This window comes from Polynucleobacter sp. AP-Nickl1-40-C4 (assembly GCF_035012665.1).
Lineage (GTDB): Bacteria > Pseudomonadota > Gammaproteobacteria > Burkholderiales > Burkholderiaceae > Polynucleobacter.
In genome coordinates, this window is record NZ_JAYGQR010000001.1 from 110,872 (window position 1) to 129,603 (window position 18,732).

Annotated in this window: 23 protein-coding genes; 12 read left to right on the forward strand and 11 right to left on the reverse strand. The window is 44.8% G+C overall.

Annotated elements, in window-relative coordinates; translation table 11 throughout:
* Positions 1-11: 11 nt before the first annotated feature.
* Both VC182_RS00450 and VC182_RS00455 read right to left on the reverse strand, forming a co-directional pair.
* On the reverse strand, positions 12-1,649 hold the full coding sequence (locus VC182_RS00450) for an OFA family MFS transporter (RefSeq protein WP_323484169.1): 1,638 nt from the start codon (positions 1,647-1,649) through the stop codon (positions 12-14).
* Positions 1,650-1,700: 51 nt separating this feature from the next.
* Positions 1,701-2,555, reverse strand: coding sequence for a substrate-binding domain-containing protein (locus VC182_RS00455; protein WP_323484170.1), 855 nt, complete (start codon positions 2,553-2,555; stop codon positions 1,701-1,703).
* Between the two features lie 243 nt (positions 2,556-2,798).
* Here VC182_RS00455 and VC182_RS00460 point away from each other — a divergent pair, with 243 nt between their 5' ends.
* Positions 2,799-3,623 (forward strand): substrate-binding domain-containing protein, encoded by an 825-nt coding sequence (locus VC182_RS00460; RefSeq protein ID WP_323484171.1) that lies wholly within the window; start codon positions 2,799-2,801, stop codon positions 3,621-3,623.
* An 84-nt stretch (positions 3,624-3,707) separates the two neighbouring features.
* On the opposite strand, the gene VC182_RS00465 is transcribed toward VC182_RS00460, so the two are convergent.
* Complete coding sequence (locus VC182_RS00465; RefSeq protein ID WP_323484172.1) at positions 3,708-4,289, reverse strand: hypothetical protein; 582 nt, start codon at positions 4,287-4,289, stop codon at positions 3,708-3,710.
* Between the two features lie 162 nt (positions 4,290-4,451).
* On the opposite strand from VC182_RS00465, the gene VC182_RS00470 reads away from it, so the two are divergent.
* The 4 genes from VC182_RS00470 to VC182_RS00485 all read left to right on the forward strand — a co-directional run bounded on the left by VC182_RS00470 (position 4,452) and on the right by VC182_RS00485 (position 7,345).
* Positions 4,452-4,883: a GNAT family N-acetyltransferase gene (locus VC182_RS00470; protein WP_323484173.1), complete on the forward strand. Its 432-nt coding sequence runs from the start codon at positions 4,452-4,454 to the stop codon at positions 4,881-4,883.
* A gap of 12 nt (positions 4,884-4,895) precedes the next feature.
* A complete protein-coding gene (locus VC182_RS00475) occupies positions 4,896-5,330 on the forward strand; it encodes a YbgC/FadM family acyl-CoA thioesterase (protein WP_215321791.1) in 435 nt (144 codons plus the stop codon).
* A gap of 20 nt (positions 5,331-5,350) precedes the next feature.
* Positions 5,351-5,929 carry a hypothetical protein gene (locus VC182_RS00480; protein WP_215321790.1) on the forward strand — a complete coding sequence of 193 codons (579 nt, stop codon included), beginning with the start codon at positions 5,351-5,353 and terminating at the stop codon, positions 5,927-5,929.
* Positions 5,930-6,064: 135 nt separating this feature from the next.
* Positions 6,065-7,345 (forward strand): DEAD/DEAH box helicase, encoded by a 1,281-nt coding sequence (locus tag VC182_RS00485; RefSeq protein WP_216157105.1) that lies wholly within the window; start codon positions 6,065-6,067, stop codon positions 7,343-7,345.
* A 68-nt stretch (positions 7,346-7,413) separates the two neighbouring features.
* Here the strand turns inward: VC182_RS00485 and mmsB are convergent, their stop codons facing one another.
* Both mmsB and VC182_RS00495 read right to left on the reverse strand, forming a co-directional pair.
* Entirely contained in the window at positions 7,414-8,292 is an 879-nt protein-coding gene (gene mmsB / locus VC182_RS00490; protein ID WP_323484174.1) for a 3-hydroxyisobutyrate dehydrogenase, read from the reverse strand.
* Between the two features lie 25 nt (positions 8,293-8,317).
* Positions 8,318-8,587: a cupin gene (locus VC182_RS00495; RefSeq protein WP_323484175.1), complete on the reverse strand. Its 270-nt coding sequence runs from the start codon at positions 8,585-8,587 to the stop codon at positions 8,318-8,320.
* 60 nt (positions 8,588-8,647) lie between these two features.
* Between VC182_RS00495 and VC182_RS00500 the strand changes: the two genes are divergently transcribed.
* Entirely contained in the window at positions 8,648-8,938 is a 291-nt protein-coding gene (locus VC182_RS00500) for a DUF1330 domain-containing protein (RefSeq protein ID WP_323484176.1), read from the forward strand.
* An 81-nt stretch (positions 8,939-9,019) separates the two neighbouring features.
* Here the strand turns inward: VC182_RS00500 and VC182_RS00505 are convergent, their stop codons facing one another.
* Positions 9,020-9,208: a hypothetical protein gene (locus VC182_RS00505; protein WP_028819023.1), complete on the reverse strand. Its 189-nt coding sequence runs from the start codon at positions 9,206-9,208 to the stop codon at positions 9,020-9,022.
* Positions 9,209-9,368: 160 nt separating this feature from the next.
* Here VC182_RS00505 and VC182_RS00510 point away from each other — a divergent pair, with 160 nt between their 5' ends.
* Both VC182_RS00510 and VC182_RS00515 read left to right on the forward strand, forming a co-directional pair.
* The gene (locus VC182_RS00510; RefSeq protein ID WP_215321786.1) at positions 9,369-10,343 is read left to right on the forward strand and encodes a Bug family tripartite tricarboxylate transporter substrate binding protein; all 975 of its coding nucleotides are present in this window, start codon (positions 9,369-9,371) and stop codon (positions 10,341-10,343) included.
* Between the two features lie 35 nt (positions 10,344-10,378).
* Entirely contained in the window at positions 10,379-11,968 is a 1,590-nt protein-coding gene (locus VC182_RS00515; protein ID WP_323484177.1) for a rhodanese homology domain-containing protein, read from the forward strand.
* A gap of 39 nt (positions 11,969-12,007) precedes the next feature.
* Here VC182_RS00515 and VC182_RS00520 read toward each other — a convergent pair whose 3' ends face one another.
* Complete coding sequence (locus VC182_RS00520) at positions 12,008-13,057, reverse strand: fumarylacetoacetate hydrolase family protein (RefSeq protein WP_216157118.1); 1,050 nt, start codon at positions 13,055-13,057, stop codon at positions 12,008-12,010.
* Between the two features lie 474 nt (positions 13,058-13,531).
* On the opposite strand from VC182_RS00520, the gene VC182_RS00525 reads away from it, so the two are divergent.
* Positions 13,532-13,753, forward strand: a complete 222-nt coding sequence (locus VC182_RS00525) for a TIGR02450 family Trp-rich protein (RefSeq protein WP_072582941.1) — start codon at positions 13,532-13,534, stop codon at positions 13,751-13,753.
* 48 nt (positions 13,754-13,801) lie between these two features.
* Here the strand turns inward: VC182_RS00525 and VC182_RS00530 are convergent, their stop codons facing one another.
* A complete protein-coding gene (locus VC182_RS00530; RefSeq protein ID WP_323484178.1) occupies positions 13,802-14,329 on the reverse strand; it encodes a hypothetical protein in 528 nt (175 codons plus the stop codon).
* Positions 14,330-14,433: 104 nt separating this feature from the next.
* On the opposite strand from VC182_RS00530, the gene VC182_RS00535 reads away from it, so the two are divergent.
* On the forward strand, positions 14,434-14,823 hold the full coding sequence (locus VC182_RS00535) for a group II truncated hemoglobin (protein ID WP_072582943.1): 390 nt from the start codon (positions 14,434-14,436) through the stop codon (positions 14,821-14,823).
* A gap of 80 nt (positions 14,824-14,903) precedes the next feature.
* Positions 14,904-15,665 carry a TerC family protein gene (locus tag VC182_RS00540; protein WP_323484179.1) on the forward strand — a complete coding sequence of 254 codons (762 nt, stop codon included), beginning with the start codon at positions 14,904-14,906 and terminating at the stop codon, positions 15,663-15,665.
* A 20-nt stretch (positions 15,666-15,685) separates the two neighbouring features.
* On the opposite strand, the gene VC182_RS00545 is transcribed toward VC182_RS00540, so the two are convergent.
* From VC182_RS00545 to VC182_RS00555, 3 genes are read right to left on the reverse strand one after another with little or no spacing between them, the layout of a single operon-like run.
* Entirely contained in the window at positions 15,686-16,903 is a 1,218-nt protein-coding gene (locus tag VC182_RS00545; protein ID WP_323484180.1) for an aminoacetone oxidase family FAD-binding enzyme, read from the reverse strand.
* A 3-nt stretch (positions 16,904-16,906) separates the two neighbouring features.
* Positions 16,907-17,419, reverse strand: coding sequence for a hypothetical protein (locus tag VC182_RS00550; protein ID WP_072582945.1), 513 nt, complete (start codon positions 17,417-17,419; stop codon positions 16,907-16,909).
* A gap of 27 nt (positions 17,420-17,446) precedes the next feature.
* The gene (locus tag VC182_RS00555; protein WP_323484181.1) at positions 17,447-18,304 is read right to left on the reverse strand and encodes an LOG family protein; all 858 of its coding nucleotides are present in this window, start codon (positions 18,302-18,304) and stop codon (positions 17,447-17,449) included.
* Positions 18,305-18,470: 166 nt separating this feature from the next.
* Here VC182_RS00555 and VC182_RS00560 point away from each other — a divergent pair, with 166 nt between their 5' ends.
* Positions 18,471-18,674 (forward strand): hypothetical protein, encoded by a 204-nt coding sequence (locus tag VC182_RS00560; protein ID WP_072582947.1) that lies wholly within the window; start codon positions 18,471-18,473, stop codon positions 18,672-18,674.
* Positions 18,675-18,732 lie beyond the last annotated feature (58 nt).

Below are 18,732 nucleotides of genomic sequence, written 5' to 3' on the forward strand. Positions count from 1 at the left end.
TAGAAACCTGATCAACCAAGCAACTTTAAAGCGCTTAAGAAGGTTTTATAGACACCCCAAGCAAGTGGTATGCCTACAAATGCCCACGCCAAAATGACTGTCAAAGTAGAGGTATGCTCATGGCCAGCTTCCCCTTTAACAATCGATCCCATTGCCTTTTCATGGGCAAGACGCTTTTCTTCTGCTAATTCAGCATCAGTCATAAACCACTTATCTGCAACTGGGCGAATCATCAAATTAGCAATCAAGCCGATAACTAACATACCTACAAGGATGTACATCGTCTGGTTGTACACCTGACTCTTCGCAATTCCAAGACTTAGTTGATAGTCACGCATGTAGTTCACAATCACTGGACCCAGGATACCTGCTGTAGACCAAGCAGTTAACAATCGACCATGAATTGCGCCTACGTTTTGAGTACCAAACAAGTCAGCAAGATAAGCAGGGACAGTAGCAAAGGCTCCACCATACATACTTAAGATAATGCAGAAGGCACCAACGAAGAGAACCAAACTACCTGCAGCAGCACTAGAGGGAATGCTGAAATACAACACCCCACCTAATATGAAAAATATGCTGTAAGTTAATTTACGACCCAACTTATCTGACAAGCTGGCCCAGAAGAAACGGCCGACAATATTAAACAAGCTCAGCAGCGCAGTAAAGCCAGCGGCAATACCAGCAATCGCTACTAACTGACCCTTATCGAGCTCGCCAAATTTCAATGCATTACCAATTAAGCTACCAGCAAAAATTTCTTGGAGCATTGGAGATGCCATGCCAATCACACCAATGCCAGCAGAAACGTTCATAGTTAGCACAATCCAAACCAACCAAAATTGAGGAATACCCCAGATTTTCTTAACACTAACGCTGCGTGTAGTGATCATCGCCTTAGATGTATCAGCAACAGGAGGTGTCCAACCAGCAGGCTTCCAATCGCTCGCCGGCACGCGATAGCTCATTGCGCCAATCATCATGTAGATGAAATAGATCACACCCATCACCACGAATGTTTGTGCCACACCGACACTAGTAGGCGTTGCAAAGTTCTTCATGAGCATTGCGGCCAATGGTGAGCCAATCATTGCGCCACCGCCAAAGCCCATAATGGCCATGCCAGTTGCCATTCCGCGACGGTCTGGGAACCACTTAATCAAGGTTGAAACTGGTGAGATGTAGCCCAGCCCCAAGCCGATACCTCCAATCACACCTGAGCCGAGAATCATCATCCAGAATTGATGGAGATAAATACCCCAGGCAGAAAAGAGCATGCCACCAGCCCAACAACAAGCCGCTACAATACCCGCTTTGCGTGGACCCGCGCGCTCTAACCAGCCGCCCCAAATAGCAGCAGAGATACCAAGGAACACGAAAAATAATGTATACATCCAACCTAAGGTCGAAATTTGCCAGTCACAAGTAGTTGTGAAAAGTTGCGCAAAGAAGCCAACATCGGCAGCACATTTAATTGCCTCAGTACCGCCTAGTGAAACACCCAATGCCTTAGATAGCGGTAACCAGAACACTGAGAAGCCATACGCCATACCAATACACAGGTGAATAGCTAACGCCGCCGGTGGCACAAGCCAGCGATTAAAGCCTGGCCCTGCAATCGTTCTTTCTTTATCTAATAGATGAAACATGTTGCCTCCTATTTATAGTTATATTTACTACACAGTAGCTACTTCTTTACGTTACAACCAACCCTCAATTTGTCGATTAAGGCCTACAGCCTTATATCCAGGCGTATCTCCCGAATAGCTTCTTATCTTCCTGATTAATTTGGAGGTCTCTGATTGAGCAACCATCTCCCTATGCATGGCGATGAAAAATAACTCATCTTTAAGCGGTATAAACCCCAAACCATTTTCAATAGCAATATTTTTCACGCCCAAACCTACATCAGCCTTGTCGGCCAAAATAGCATTCGCAACCGCTGAATGAGTGAACTCTTCATGCAGATAGCCATTCACTTCAGAAGGATCAATACCCTCCTCTATCAGCAGACCATCAAGTAGTAGTCTTGTGCCAGAGCCGATCTGACGATTAATAAAGCGAATTTTTGGATTCACCAAATCATAGAGAGCAGAGATGCGGAGGGGGTTTCCTTTTTTCACCAGCAAGCCTTGTGTGCGCTTCATGACAGGATATATTTGAATATCATTTTTTGACAAGCGATGATGAATAGCCTTTGAGCTTCGCTCATCTGATACATGGTATCCGGCAATATGAGCTTCGTTACTCAGAAGCTTTTCAAGGGACTCTCCCGAACCAGCAATCTTCAAATCGAAGCCTTTAATCTCTGCGGCGGCCCTTTGAATGATGGAATCACTGCTAGAGAGAAACTTCCATTTTCTACTATCAGTCTTTTGAATCTTTTTAATTTCTTTAAGTAAGGTATCTTGATATGCGCTTCCATGCTCAACATACCCCGCTTGCATCTCATCAATAAACTCAATTAAAAACTCGCCGAGTTTTGTTAACTTTGAGCCATGTCCTTTAGTCCTCGTAATGAGTGGCATGCCAAGCGCAGCTTCCACATCATTCATCTTGCCCCAGGCGCTTCGATAAGAGGTGCTGGATTTTTTACTTGCTGAAATTAACGAGTTACCGCGACCGATATCCCTTAACAGCTGAGACAGCCAAACCAAATCAATAGGGACCCCGCCTTTGGCTTGATTATTTAATACTAAGGTTGGTCTAACTTCAATTTGCATATGTAATTGATTGCATATTCAAGTGGTAATAATTATGCGATGATATTACCTTAATAAATTACTCAGTGCACGCCTATGAAAAAATCAATCCGCAACCTACTTCTAGCGACCCTAACGGCCATTGCCCTCAACGGCTCACAGGCTTTCGCCCAAGAAAAAAGCATTGTGGTCTCCTCCACTACCTCCACTGAGCAATCTGGCCTGTTCAATTACATGCTCCCCATCTTTAAGATGAAGACTGGTATTGAGGTTAAGGTTGTGGCTGTTGGAACCGGTCAAGCATTAGATATTGGCCGCCGCGGTGATGCAGATCTGGTGTTTGTTCATGACAAACCTGCTGAAGAGAAGTTTGTGGAAGAAGGTTTTTCTACTAAGCGTTACGAAGTGATGTACAACGATTTCGTACTCATTGGACCTAAATCAGATCCAGCAAAAATTGCTGGTGGTAAGGATATTCAAGTTGCACTCCAAAAAATTGCTACTGCACAAGCTCCTTTTGTATCACGTGCAGATAAAAGCGGTACACATGCTGCAGAGCTTCGCTACTGGAAAGGTGCAGGCATCACCCCTTATTCCAGTCAGTCTTGGTACAAAGAAACAGGCTCAGGTATGGGCCCTGCCCTCAATACCGCCTCCGCTATGAATGGCTATATATTGGCTGACCGTGGCACCTGGCTCAGCTTTAAGAATCGTGGCGATCTAGTCATCCTTGTGCAAGGCGATCCAAAGCTATTTAACCAATACGGTGTGATGTTGGTTAATCCAGCCAAGTTCCCTCATGTGAAAAAAGTACAGGGTCAAGAATTTATTGATTGGCTCATCTCTAAAAATGGGCAGGACGTCATTGCTAGCTACAAGATTGATGGCGAGCAGCTCTTCTTTCCAAACGCTAAAAAATAATCTAGTCCCATCAAGCAAAAAGCCCGCATCTGCGGGCTTTTTTACAACTAGCATACAGCCCAGTTATTTACTGCTTATTCATACTTACTTCTTAGGTGTTACGAAACCAATAGCTGTGTCGTCAACAAACTCAACCATCACGTCATCACCAGCTTTGAACTTCTCAAGACCAAGAACAGATGGATCTACTTTTACTTTTTGCTTCTCGCCACTTGGCAATGTGAAGCTCACAATACGTGTCTTTTGATCAATGGTTGAGATCTTTACAGTTGCATAAACAGTTTCAGCTGTCTCTTCAAATGGCTTAGTAGCGCCTTTGCCAGCGATCACTACAGAGCGAACGCCTGAAACACCTGGTTTTTGATCTTTACCAACAGCAGTTAAGCCAACAGCAACTGCCTGCGCATGCTCAACCAAGAACACGTCGCCCTTTTTAACTTTATCTAAATCATTTACTGACTTAGCGACGTTCATCTGCGCCAAATTGCCGTTAGCATCTTTCAATACAACGATACGCTTCTTTGCATCTACTGAATCAACGGTTGCGCTCAAAACGACAACATCAGCAGCTAAAGGCAACATCTTTGCAGGAAGCTGTGCAAAAACAGAGCTTGCAAAGGTAATGCCAACTGCAGCAAATAAACCAGCTAATAAAGATTTCTTCAAGATAACTCCTAATTGAGTAAAAGGTTACGAATGGGCTCAATCCAGAGCCACAATTCATTGTAACCATGTAATGAGGCGCTTTTTGTACAGCTTCGAACTGTGCTCATATTTACCTTTATTTGGTAAATTGGATGGAAACAGCACTTGGAGGCACTGGGCATCTTGGAAATACTAATAAAACCGTGGAAAGAGGCTGAAGTAGACGCCTTTTGGGTGCGCCAAGAGGTCTTTATCCTAGAGCAAAGAGTCCCAGCCGAGCTTGAATTGGATGAATTCGACCCTTCTGCCGCTCATGCCCTAGCCTATCTGGAGTCACATTGTATTGGCACTGGAAGACTGGTGGATCTGGGTGGCGGGCGATCCCAAATTGGACGTATGGCTGTCTTGACGCAATTTAGAAATCAGAGAATTGGAAGGAAGATCCTGGAAAAGCTGATTGACCTCGCTAAATCTCAAAGGGCAGAGTCTATCGTTTTGCACTCCCAAGTAGCCGCCATCCCTTTCTATCAAAAACTAGGCTTTCAGGTACAGGGGCCCACCTATGATGAGGCTGGTATTGCTCATCGTAATATGATTCTTGTATTGTCAAAATAAATTTAATAACCGATGACCTCTAACACCAATCTAAATACCAGCGCCTTTATCTATACCCATCGAGTCTGTTACTCAGATACAGATGCAGCAGGTTTTGTCTATCACGGACGTTATCTAGAGATTTTTGAACGCAGCCGTGCAGAGTGGCTTGCTCAAAAAGGCTTAAGCCCTACCAAACTCGAGAATGAATTTAATATGGTGATGCCGTTGCGCGAACTCACAATGAACTTCTATAAACCAGGGCGTCTAGATGACTTGCTTTACATAGACCAAGTGATTGAACATCGCGGCCGCACCCAGGTGAGCGTTAAACAGACTGCGCAAAGAAAGCTTCATGACAGCGAAGAATTCCAAATTATTGCGAGCGCCTTGCTGCATATCGTTTGCGTTGATACCAACACACTCAAACCTAAGGCATGGCCTGATTGTGTATTCCAAGATGAGTGATGTATGTAATGGAGCAAAAAATGTCTGACGGAAAATTACTGACCTTTATTCAAGAACTCAGTTTGCTACTCGAGAAAAAGCCAAGTGAAGAGATCGTTTTTACTGAAGGCAAGAAAATATTAGAGAAGCTGATTGCAGTGGATGATTGGTTGCCAGAAGAGTTCACTAAACCGCACCCGCAGTACTACCAGCAATATCTTCTCTATGCAGACCCATTGGATCGATTCTCTGTAGTGAGTTTTGTGTGGGGCCCCGGACAAAAAACGCCTTTGCATAATCACACCGTTTGGGGAATGATTGGTCAGTTGCGCGGTCAAGAAACGGGCACACCCTACTATCGCCAAGCAGATTCCAGCTTCAAAGCAGGCAATGCATGTGTCAGCCTGCCCGGGCACGTTGATACCGTATCACCAGATACTCACGACATTCATGTGGTCGAGAATAGTTTGCACGACAAAACTTCAATCAGCATTCACGTGTATGGTGGCAATATCGGCCGCATTCATCGCTCGGTATTTAACCCTGAAACCGGTGCAGAAAAGTCATTCGTCTCCGGTTATGCCAATACTGTCGTGCCAAATCTCTGGAATCCAGCGTAATTCTCTAATTACCGAGCTTTTGAGGTTGATGACTTAAAATAGAGATTCTTACTGCAAACGCTCCAGCGTGGCAGCTCACCCCATTGACCGGGATAGTCGTTTAATTGAATACGGGTCAATACTTTATTGGCCCCTATGTTATTTACAGATCTTGGTTTATCAGAACCCATTCTTCGCGCTATTGCTGAAGAAGGCTACACCAGCCCTACCCCAATTCAAGCAAAATCGATTCCTGCCGTCCTAAAAGGTGGCGATCTTTTGGCTGCCGCTCAAACCGGCACAGGAAAAACAGCTGGCTTTACGCTTCCAATTCTGCAACGTTTAAGCAGCACCCCTAAATCTAGCGGCAAAAGATTATTACGAGTTCTCATTTTGACTCCCACTCGCGAGTTAGCCGCCCAAGTCCAAGAGTCTGTTGTGACTTATGGAAAATATACCGGCTTGAAATCCACTGTGATTTTTGGCGGAGTTGGCGCTAATCCGCAAATCAAAGCCATTGCTGGCGGTCTCGATATATTGGTAGCTACGCCAGGTCGACTGCTTGATCTCATGTCACAAAATTGCGTATCACTCAACGATATTGAGATTCTCGTATTAGATGAAGCCGATCGTATGTTAGACATGGGCTTCTTACGAGACATTAAAAAGATCTTGGCTGCCTTACCTAAAAAGCGCCAGAATCTTTTGTTCTCAGCAACATTCTCTACCGAAATTAAGCAATTAGCAGATGGCTTACTCAATTCGCCCGAGTTGATTGAGGTAGCTCGTAGCAATAGCGCCAATGAAGCAATTGCCCAATTGATTCATCCAGTAGATAGAACCAACAAGCATCCCCTGCTAGCCCATCTCATTAAGACTAACGACTGGAAGCAAGTACTAGTTTTTACCCGCACTAAGCATGGCGCGAATAAGTTAGTTACCCAATTAGAAAAGGATGGCATTACGAGTATGGCCATTCATGGCAATAAAAGCCAATCCGCTCGTACTAAAGCCTTAGCTGATTTCAAGGCAGGTAAGTTAACCGCATTGGTTGCCACCGATATTGCTGCACGCGGTATTGATATTGACCAACTCCCTCACGTAGTGAACTATGACCTTCCAAACGTTTCTGAAGATTATGTCCATCGTATTGGGCGTACTGGTCGCGCAGGTTCAAATGGCGTAGCAGTTTCCCTGGTGTGCGTTGATGAGCATCAAATGCTCAGAGATATTGAAAAACTGATTAAGCAAAAGTTGCCTCAAGAAGTGATTGCTGGATTCGAACCAGATCCAAATGCCGTGGCGCAACCGATTCAGCTGCGTAGTCAGCAACACCAGCAATCTCGCAAGCCAAGACCTGCCGGAACAGTTGGAGCTCCAGCGAAGAAGACTCCTGCCAAGCGTAGTAGCCCACCTAAAAGAAGCTTTAACCGCTAAACCAAGCTGCAATTAGGATTTTGAGACCCTCCAGAGTTGATCTGTCTGGGCTACGGAGCGTCTTTAATTTATTTTTTTAAATTAAAGACGCTTGAGAAATCCAGTTGGCCATTACCGGCTTTGCTGTGACTCTCATAGAGTTGTTGCGCTAATTTCCCAAGGGGAACACTAGCATCCTGATCTTCCGCATTCTCAACTGCCAGCCCCATGTCTTTGAGCATGAGATCTACACCAAAACCACCAGCATAACCTTTTGAGGATGGGACATTTTCCATGACGCCTGGACATGGGTTATAAAGCTCCAAAGCCCAGTTTCGCCCTGAACTCTTAGACATGATGTCAGATAGAACTTTGGGGTCTAGGCCATTTGCGATGCCTAATCGCAGCGCCTCACTTGTTCCCAGCATCTGAATGCCCAACATCATGTTGTTACAAACTTTAACGGTCTGCCCCGCCCCATTGCCGCCAGCATGAAAGATATTCTTGCCCATCTTTTCTAATATAGGACGTGCGCACTCCACTGCACTCGTTTCGCCACCGACCATAAACGTTAAAGTACCCGCTTGCGCACCTGCAGTTCCGCCCGAGACTGGCGCATCAATCATGGCAAAGCCTTTTGCTTTGGCGGCAGCGGCAACTATTTGAGCTACCTTTGGCGAAATCGTTGAGCAATCAATGAGCAATGTTTTAGGATTCACGCTTGCCAACAAACCGACATCACCAAGATATAAGCCCTCCACATGACGAGAGGCGGGCAGCATGCTGATCAAAACATCGACATCTTTTGCAGTGTCGTTTGCATTTGCTGCAACGCTACCTCCTGCAGCTGCAAAAACATCAAGCTGATTCTTTACCAAATCGAAACCTGTAACTTGGTGTCCTGCTTTTAATAAGTTCAGGGCCATTGGTAAGCCCATATTGCCAAGTCCAATAAAACCGATTTTCATATCACTCTCAATTTCTTAATATTGTTTATTGTTTTCTAGAGGCTAGGTATTTCACCCCCTCAGGCCCATATGACTCGGAATGCACCTCTTTAAATCCCAACTCAAACACATCACCAGCCTGGTAGGTCCTATTCTTTCCATGAATAGTGATATCGATACTGCCTTGAATCACTAGCGCCCTTACTTCAAATAGATGCTCGTGATTACTAAGCTGACTATTGGGGGCTTGCTCAACCTCTACCGGCTCAGGAAATCCTTCCTGCTCAAGTAACCGTTGAAATTGCTCTGTATTCATGACCTAACTATAGCGTGGATATACTCTCTTAGCATTAGGTAATCTATATGAGGAGTCATAATGGTGAAGGTCATTGGGCTGATGGAGTTAATGGATCAAAGCGCTTTTGAGCAATACCGTTCTCAAGTTGGGCAAACGGTTGAGCTCTACAAGGGCTCTATCAAGAACCGTGGCTCAGTTGTAGAATTATTCTGGAATGAATTAGGAATTGCGTCCTTCAGATCTTTTGTGGAGCTCGAGTTTCCCAACGCGCAAGACGTTCATGCTTGGGCCAATAGCCCCGAATATCAAATGCTCGTTCCTATTCGTAGCAAAGCAATGAAACTAACTTTGTTTGGCATTGCTATTTAAGCAAAGTACTGTAAGTGCAAGTCACTAATAAAAAAGCCTAGCTCGCAAAAGCTAGGCTTATCAATCAGTCCGGAGTGAGAATTACTTCTTAGCTTCCATTGCCTCTTTAGCGGCAGTGATTTCTTTGCGGCGCTCTTTGCAGGCACCGGCGATTTCTTGCAAGGCCTTACGTGCGCGAGCAGCAGATGCCTTAATACCTTTTTCAATGAATTTTTCGTTTTCAGCTTTGTATGTTTCAAAAGCAGCCAACAATGTATCGTGTTGTGACATCTCGTCTCCTATTAACAAATGAATATTTATACCGACAGCTGGATCAGTATATCCCTATAAAAACCATAGAAAATCGCCCCCTAAATCAGGGATAACTCTTATATTGGCGGCTTCAGCCAAAATAGCCCTACAAATACTATAAATAAACTAGAGACAAAAAATGATTAGAAATTTCCTTCTATTGCTTATTGGCAGCCTAATTGGACTCTCAGCAAACGCCCAAACCAGCTCTTGGCCAAGCCCCAACAAGCCAATTACTTTTATTAACCCCTTCCCACCAGGTGGGGCTGTGGACGCTTTTGGGCGCCCCTTAGCAAAGCAGCTTTCAACCCAACTGAATGACGCCATCGTGGTTGATAACCGAGGTGGTGCAGGTGGAACCCTGGGTGCTGCAGTTGCAGCAAAAATGGCGCCGGACGGCTATACCTGGCTTCTTGGTGCAGTGCATCACTCTATTGCCCCAAGCATGTATACAAACCTCTCATATGACATCACCAAAGATTTTGAGCCAGTCGCGATCATTGGTAGCGTTCCTCATGTCATTGTTGTAAACCCAAACAAGTTTCCAAAAAATGATTTGAAATCTATCATGGAAGAGATTCGTAAGCATCCAGGAAAATATAACTACGCCTCTACAGGCAATGGGACTTCGCAGCATTTAACAGGTGAGCTATTTAAGTTACAGAACAAATTATTTATCACCCACATTCCTTATCGTGGAACTGGGCCAGCCCTTCAAGACCTTGTCGCCGGTCAAGTGGACATGATGTTTGATACCTTGGCAGGTGCAGCACCATTCATTAAGAATGGGCAGCTTATTGCGGTTGCGGTTGCAACCTCCAAAAGAGTGGATGCGTTTCCAAATGTGCCAACCGCTCAAGAACTAGGGATCTCTAATTTCATTGTATCAAGTTGGTATGCTCTGTGGGCAATCAAGGGAACACCCAAAGACATCGTTGACAAGATGAGCGCAGAAACACAAATAGCACTTGCCTCTCCTGATATTAAGGAACGCTGGGCATCTATGGGCGCAAGCGTACCAAAAATGACGCGTCCTGAACTGGCTGCCTATATCAATCAAGAAGTTGTGCGCTGGGGTGAGGTAGTCAAAAAATCTGGCGCCAAGTTAGACTAAAAGATAATCATTCAATTAAAAATACAAAAGACAGTATGGCAATTCAAACTAAAAATCACTCATTCGTTCGCAATAAACTCCTCAACAAAGAAGAAATTGCATTCTTAGATGTGCGCGAAGAAGATCCTCATGCGCAAGAGCATCCCCTCTTTGCCGCAAACCTGCCTCTTTCCAGAGTAGAGATTGATGCTTACGCAAAGCTACCAAAGAAAAATGTACCTATCGTCACCCTTGATGATGGCGAAGGTTTTTCTCAATTAGCTGCGCAACGCTTAATCAATCTTGGGTACACCGATGTATCGGTTTTTGAGGGAGGTGTTCAAGGCTGGAAAGCAGCTGGCGGTGAAGTATTTAAAGATGTGAATGTTCCCAGTAAATCATTTGGTGAGTTTGTAGAATCCAAGGTCCATACCCCCTCTTTATCAGCGCAAGAAGTAAAACAATTAATCGATGACAAAGAAGATGTCGTTGTTGTTGATGTACGCCGCTTTGATGAATACAACACGATGAGCATTCCCACCGGTATTAGCGTTCCAGGTGCAGAGCTGGTTCTGCGCCTTCCAGAGTTAGCACCCAACCCAAAGACGAAGGTCATTGTGAACTGCGCCGGCAGAACTCGCAGCATTATTGGCACTCAGTCGCTGATTAATGCCGGCATTCCAAACAAAGTTAATGCGCTACGTAATGGCACGATTGGCTGGACGCTTGCCGGCCAAGAATTGGATAAGGGACAAAGCAGAAAGTTTCAGGAAGTGAGTGACGACACAAGAAATGAAGCAGCAGTACGCGCTCGCAGTGTTGCTGATCGAGCCGGCGTTAAGCGCGCTAGCCTTGGCGATATACAGACATGGAAAGCACAAGCCGATCGAACGACTTATTTCTTTGATACGCGCACTCCAGAAGAGTATGAAGCAGGTCATCTTCCTGGCTTTAGATCGGTACCAGGCGGACAGCTTGTACAAGAAACGGAGATGGTTGCTCCAGTTCGTGGCGCACGTGTAGTGTTGGTAGACCCAAGTGGTGGTGGCGTGCGCGCTAATATGCCCGCATCTTGGTTGGCGCAAATGGCTTGGGATGTTTATGTTCTTGATGGAGTCAATACCTCCGATCTCAAGGAAAAAGGAATCTGGAAAGCGCCCCTACCCGACCTTCCAAAAATAGAGAGTGTTAATGCTGCTACTGTCTCCAATTGGCTTAAGAGCGATAGCAATACCATTGCAATCGATTTCAGCACACATGCCAACTACGTGAAAGGACACATCCCTGGAAGTTGGTATGCACTCCGTTCTCAACTTACTGAAGCAATGAAAAAAATTCCTCAGGTAGATCGCTATGTTATTACCAGCGCACCAGCTGAATTAAGTCTTTTTGCTGCCCAGGAAGTGCAAGTCTTGACTAAAGCTGAGGTACTCGTTTTGGCAGGTGGTAATGCCGCCTGGGTAAGGGCAGGATTAGATCTAGAAAAAGGTCCGAGTCATTTAGCCTCACCTCCCCTGGATCGCTATAAGCGCCCTTATGAAGGCACTAGTGTAGATCCTGCAGCAATGCAGGCCTATCTTGATTGGGAGTTTGGTTTAGTGGAACAACTGGGCAAGGACGGAACTCATCACTTCTGGGTTCTCTAGGTCCTTGCTGTTGTTCTGAAAGCTTACTGAGTTAATTAGTTAAGCAATCTTGTTGCGGATGATGCCAATGCCAGTGATGTTTGTTTCCATAACATCACCTGGCTTCATAAACTCCTGAGGAGTTCTGCCTGCGCCTACCCCAGAAGGAGTGCCAGTTGCAATAATGTCGCCTGGCAATAATGTTAAGCCACGCGATAGCTCAGCAATAATTGCCGGGATCTTGAAATACATTTGCTTGTAACTAGCGTTTTGCTTTTCAACGCCATTCACACGGCAAATAATGCGAGTGTCATCTAAATTGACACCACCTGCAGTAACAACCCATGGACCCATTGGACCATGACCATCCAAGCTCTTGCCTTTAAACCATTGGCCGGACTGACGCTTTTGCTGAATATCACGCGCCGTAGTATCGTTGAAGGCAGAATAGCCAAAGACGTAGTCCATTGCATTCTCTTCAGAAATATTCTTGCCTTTTTTACCAATCACCACTGCTAGCTCAGCCTCCCAATCAATCATGGTGGAGATGCCGGCATCATAAGGAATGTTATCGAATGGGCCATTCATAGTTTGCGTGCCTTTAGTAAAGAGCACAGGAACCTTTGGGTACTCCTTCACAGCAGTATCGGCGCGATGCTTGAGGCCTTCTTCAAAATGGTCTAGATAATTCCAGCCCACGCAATAAATATTGCTTTGTGGCTTAGGAATAGGTGATAGCAAAACCACATTATTCACATTGGCTAAATTACTTCCACGACCTTTAAATAATGTTGCCAACTCACTCAAGCCTTTGTTGCCAGAGGCAGCCAATGAAATCATTGAGGTAGGATCGAATGAGAGCTGTACTTTTTGACGAGCCGCTTCCGCAGGGATATCAACCACCATACCGTCATTAGTAACCAATCCCAATCTTGAGGTGGCACCCATTTTTGGCAAATAGTTAGCAATTCTAAGGCCTGCTTTACCGGTTAGTGGCTCCACCACAATCGGCGGCTGACCATCAGTAGCAGCAATGGCATTAGAAATAAACATACCGCTAATAGCAGCAGATGCACCTAATTTAAGCGCATCTCTCCGATTTGTATCCACAGCGTCTCCTTCAATATTTTTGTTTTTAAATGTCTTATTAAGACTAAGCGTTGTTTATTAAACAATCTGCAGTAAATATTAATACCAAACCTGATTCTTAGGCGAAATATTGGAAATATCGCTATCCTCTAGGGGTGCAATCCTTGAGAATCCCTCCCCAAATTCGCCTAGCCTTCTACCTTGCGATCCTTCTCGGGCTCAGTGCCTGCGGTCGAGAGACATACACCACTTGGAGTTGTAGCTCCCCTTCCGAGTCTAAAATTACCATGGTGCTCCGAAAGGCCCAAATGGAATTTAAGGGGGCGGCACTGGATTATTGCGGTAGTTTGGGTACCCAAAGCTACTTTGATAAGAAATGCTCAGGTCAAACCAATCAATCGAAGACCATATTTTCTCCCTCCTCAGGATTGCTTTTGATCAATGGTCAAGAATTCCAGTGCACCGCCTTATAAAAAGAATAGGAATGCATTACCGATGAATCGACTCAGCCCTAAGAAATTACTCCTCACCAAATGGACCGCAGTTAAACCGATTGCCAAGCAAAAGCATTTCTTGGTGAGTAAAGTAATTCTGCCAGAACCACCAAACGAGAAAATTGAGTTCGTCGAAATTGAGGCGGTCTACTCGAAGCAAACTACGCAAATTGCATGGCGTGATCTCACCAATAGCGAGCTATGGCTACAAGGCTGGAAATAAAAAACCGCCCCAGTCATGAGGCGGTTTTTTTGTTTGGTTTAATCAGGGCTATTCATCAGCCTTCTTCTTACCACCAGATTTTTTAACCAAGTCATCGATATTCTTTTCGGCAGTCTCGGCCACTTGGTTCACAATGCGACGCCCTTCTTTAAACATATTCTGACCAGTCGTTGACATTTCATGAACTACCTTAGATAGCTTTTCAGTATGCGCTGGGATTTTATTTTCAGCGTCCTCAAGCCAAGTTACCAAAGAGCTACGAACCTTTTCAAGATGCTTCTCAGTTTCATCAGCAGCACCTTCGCCGAGATCTTTTAAAACTGCTTTTACCTTCTTTTGATATGCAGCTGCACGTTTCGCAGTTTCTTTTGCAGCTTCTTCCTGCAAGTCTTTTAATTTAGCTAAATCGTTCTTAGCGGCTGACTTGGCGCTATCGAGGGCATTTTTCATACCCCACTCAATCTCCGCCATATGATGCTCACTTAATTTTTTTGCTGCCTCAAGCAAAGTATGTGAGTAATCGAATAATTCTTTTGCTTTTTCACGCTGCCATTTTTGAAGTTCTTTTGCATCCATTTTTACGCTCCTATAAACAAGGGTTAATAAAGCTTTGGCATTTAACTCTATACCGAAATAGACGAACTGCCAATTCCCCGAATTTACCGCATTAAAATGACAAGATGAGTGAAAAAATATCCATTTATGAGTCTATAGGCGGCATAGATCAAATTGACGCATTAGTAGACCGTTTTTACGATTTAATGGCCCTAGAACCCCATTTTGAGGATCTACGGTCCATGCACCCTCAGGACCTTTCCGGCTCTAGGGAAAAACTCAAGTTCTTCCTCACCGGCTGGATGGGAGGTCCTGATATCTACTCCCCGAAGTACGGCCACCCCATGCTTAGGGCTCGACATCTGCCATTCAAAATTGGTTTAAAAGAACGAGATCAATGGTTAGCTTGTATGTATAAGGCTATGAAAGATTGCGGAATAACTGGTGATGCCGCGAAACAACTTGAAGAGTCTTTTCTGAACACTGCGGATTGGATGAGAAATCAACCCAACTAATGATGTGGTCATTAAGCGGGAATAGTGGTTTGGTGTTATTCGCTAAACTCTAATTAATAGCTCCATTCGCAAAGTAAAAAATGATTGAAAGCACGATGCAGCTCCTGAGCGATCCCAATGCTTGGATTGCCTTTCTGACACTCTCTGCCCTTGAAATTATTCTCGGCATTGATAACATCATTTTTATTAGCGTTATCGCCAACAGACTCCCCTCTGAAATTCGGGAGAAGGTGCGCCGCTTTGGTCTTTTGTTTGCGCTTGTCACCCGCATTCTTTTATTGCTAAGTCTATCGTGGGTAATGGGCCTTACCAATCCCCTCTTAAGCATCTCCGACCACCTGATTAGCGGCAGAGATTTAATCTTATTGCTTGGTGGCTTCTTCCTGATCTGGAAGGCTTCTAAAGAAATTTATATTGAAGTAGAGGTGGGTGAACATGGTGATGAACAAATTGACTCTCAGGGGAAAGACCGCGCCAAGTCAATGCTCTCTTTATTTATTGGCTCTGTTTTACAAATTGGCTTGCTAGATATTATTTTTTCCCTAGATAGCGTGATAACAGCAGTAGGTATGGTGGATCAAATTAGCGTCATGATCGCAGCAGTCCTTGCTTCGGTGCTCATCATGCTGATTGCCGCTAAACCCATCGGGGATTTTGTTCAGCGCCACCCCTCTATTAAAGTGCTGGCCCTGTCATTTTTGACTGTTGTTGGTGTGGTATTGATCGCAGAAGGGATGGGCGTTCACATTCCTAAAGGCTATGTCTACGTTGCTATGGCATTTTCATTATCTGTTGAGCTTTTAAATATCCGCTCGCGTGAAAAGAAGAAAAAACTGAAGTAAGCCCTGGTGCGATGAGAAATTTATAGGGATTGTGCACAAGCATAGCCGCTGGCCCATGCCCATTGGAAATTGTGCCCACCCAAATGACCAGTGACATCAACGCACTCACCTATAAAGAATAGCCCTTGGTGTTTGCGCGACATCATCGTTTGACCGTCCAACTCTTTTGTATCCACCCCACCCAACATGACCTCAGCTTTTTTCCAACCCAAGGTACCCGCTGGCTTTACAGACCAATTCGTGAGCAGCTCCTTGAGAGCTTGACGATCCTTTTTAGAGACTTCGGCCCATTTTCGACTCATTAGATTGCGCTGCTCTGCAAATACTTTAGCTAAGCGCTGAGGAAGCACAGAAGCCAAAATCGTTTCGGTAAGCTTTAAGCGATTCTCTTCATTATTAAAAAGCTCATCGCAGTTAAATCCTCCAGGACGCTCAATTGCGCCAAGCCAATCGATGTGAATCGGTTCGCCCTCTTCCCAATAACTGCTAGCCTGAAGAACTGCGGGACCAGATAAGCCCTTATGGGTCAGAAGTAAGTCCTCATTGAATCTACAGGCGCCATATCGATATCCCTTAGAGCCGGAGGCGATTCTGACTGGGACAGCTAGACCAGCTAATTCACTGAGATCGCCGAAGTTATCTGCAGTAAATGAGAGTGGCACTAAAGCAGGCCTAGGATCAACCACATTTAATCCAAACTGCTTTGCAACATCCAAGGAATAAGCAGTGGCTCCAATGGCGGGCACTGGTAAACCACCCGTTGCCATGACTACTGACTTGGTTTTTTCGGTGCCAGCATTCGTTTGGATGAGCCATCGATCATCCTCTTGCTCAATTGATTGCACGGAGACTGGATGACGTATGGTCACATTTCCTTTGGCGCACTCTGCAAACAATAGCTCAATGATTTGTTTGGCAGAATCATCGCAAAATAATTGGCCTTGGTGTTTCTCATGATAATTAATGCCATGAGATGTCACCAGCTTGATAAATTCTGTTGAGGGGTATCTAGCGAGTGCGCTTTTTACAAAATGCTGATTGAGAGATAAGAAGTTAGCTGGGCTACTATGGAGATTGGTGAAGTTGCAACGTCCACCACCGCTAATACGAATCTTTTCGCCCAAAACCTCTGCGTGATCCAGCACAAGTACTTTTTTTCCTAACTGACCAGCAATTCCTGCGCAAAATAGGCCAGCTGCCCCGCCACCGATAATGATGGCATCCCAAGTTTTACTCATCGATTACTCAAAACGATCAATGATGTCAGATGAGATGTTAAGTTTTCTCATATGGAGCTTGGTATAGGCTTGGCGGAAGTTCTTGGTCATGGAAATCATGACTGATGCAGTCCATGCAAAGGAAAACATTCCAGAAAAAGCAATGATCACTGCCAGCATCTTCCAGCCATCGGGAAGAATGTCCTCCATAAATCCCATTGCCGTATAGGTACTGCCGCTAAATAAAATACTTTGCCCCAGAGCGGGTAGTAACTTGAATGCGTACAAAGCAATACCCCAAATCAGTATTTCAGCGATATGGGTTAAGAACAAACAGAAGACGCTCACGTAAAAACAGAGAGCCACAGCAGAGTATTTTTTCTCAGCCAAATACAGAAAAGTTTTCACTTCATAGCGCTTGGCAATCTGCAGTAACGCTACCCCATGAAAAACCATGATCAACAGGAGCATGGAGGCACCCAAAAGATAGCCAGGAAGATCTAGTGATGTAGCGATGCTAGTTTGAGATAGATTCATGGTGGTGATTTTACAGGCGAGCGCTTGTTAACCCAATTGATACCAATCCTGAATCACCTGCCAAGCCTCCTGGGCAGTCTCTGAGAAGTGAATGGTTTGCATATCCTCTTGATCAATCACACCAAATTCCACCATGTGATCAAAGTTAATCATCTCATTCCAATATTCTTTGCCCACCAATATCACCGGAATAGGAACAACTTTTTTAGTCTGGATCAGTGTCAACACCTCGAATAACTCATCAATGGAACCGAACCCCCCGGGGAAAGCTACGATTGCTCTAGCGCGCAACATAAAGTGCATCTTGCGTAGCGCGAAGTAATGAAAGCGAAAACTTAAGCCCGGGCTGACATATAGATTGGGCTGCTGCTCTCTAGGTAGACTGATATTAAAGCCGATAGTTTTATCGCCCGCTTCAAATGCACCTCGATTAGCAGCCTCCATAATTCCAGGACCGCCGCCTGTACAAATATGAAGTTTATTGAAGTTACTCTCTTGAGTCGCGTTGTAATGAGCAACCAAAGAACCGAACTCTCGGGCTGATTCGTAGTACTTGCTGTGCAGAAGCGATTTGTTAGCGGCTGCAATTTCCTCTGGAGTCTTTGCTTTTTTCTTCAGAGCTAATGCTTCAGTATGACTGATAAATCGAGTTGAACCAAAGACAGTAATCGTATGCTCGATACCGTGCTCTTTAAGCAGCACATCGGGCTTGAGTAACTCCAACTCAAAACGAATACCCATAGTCTCTCTTCGAGCTAAAAAGGCTTCATCACCAAAAGCAAACTTATAAGAATCCTCGGAATCTTCTTCTGCTATTTGACTCTTGTGAAGATTTAAAAACTCAGTGATCGTCTGTGAGTTATTAATGGGGAGTTTTGGACTCATGTTGCAACCTTTTGACATCTATTTAGGCCCATCTTACTCTGCGAACTAAATCAGTATTAACACCTAGATTAGCCAAGGATTTGAGGGCTTAGGGCTTATCAGGATTTACCTAGCAATTAAGCCGAGTTAAGATTGCCAGAATATCAACTAAATCGAAGGAAAAGCAATGAGCAACCGTTCAATCATCATCATGGTGCTAGTTTTAATTGGTGCCACCGCCTACTTACTCCTCAAAGGCGACGGCAACGTTGATATGGGCGGCGAAAAGCATGGTGCAGAAGCTGCTCATATGGAAGAAGCTAAGAAAGATGCTCCTGCCGCTGCTCCAACAGCACCTGCTGCTGCTCCAGCGGCTGATGCTAAGAAGTAATTTCTTCTTTTGCTGATAAAACCGCGGTCTGCCGCGGTTTTTTTATCTCTATATTTTG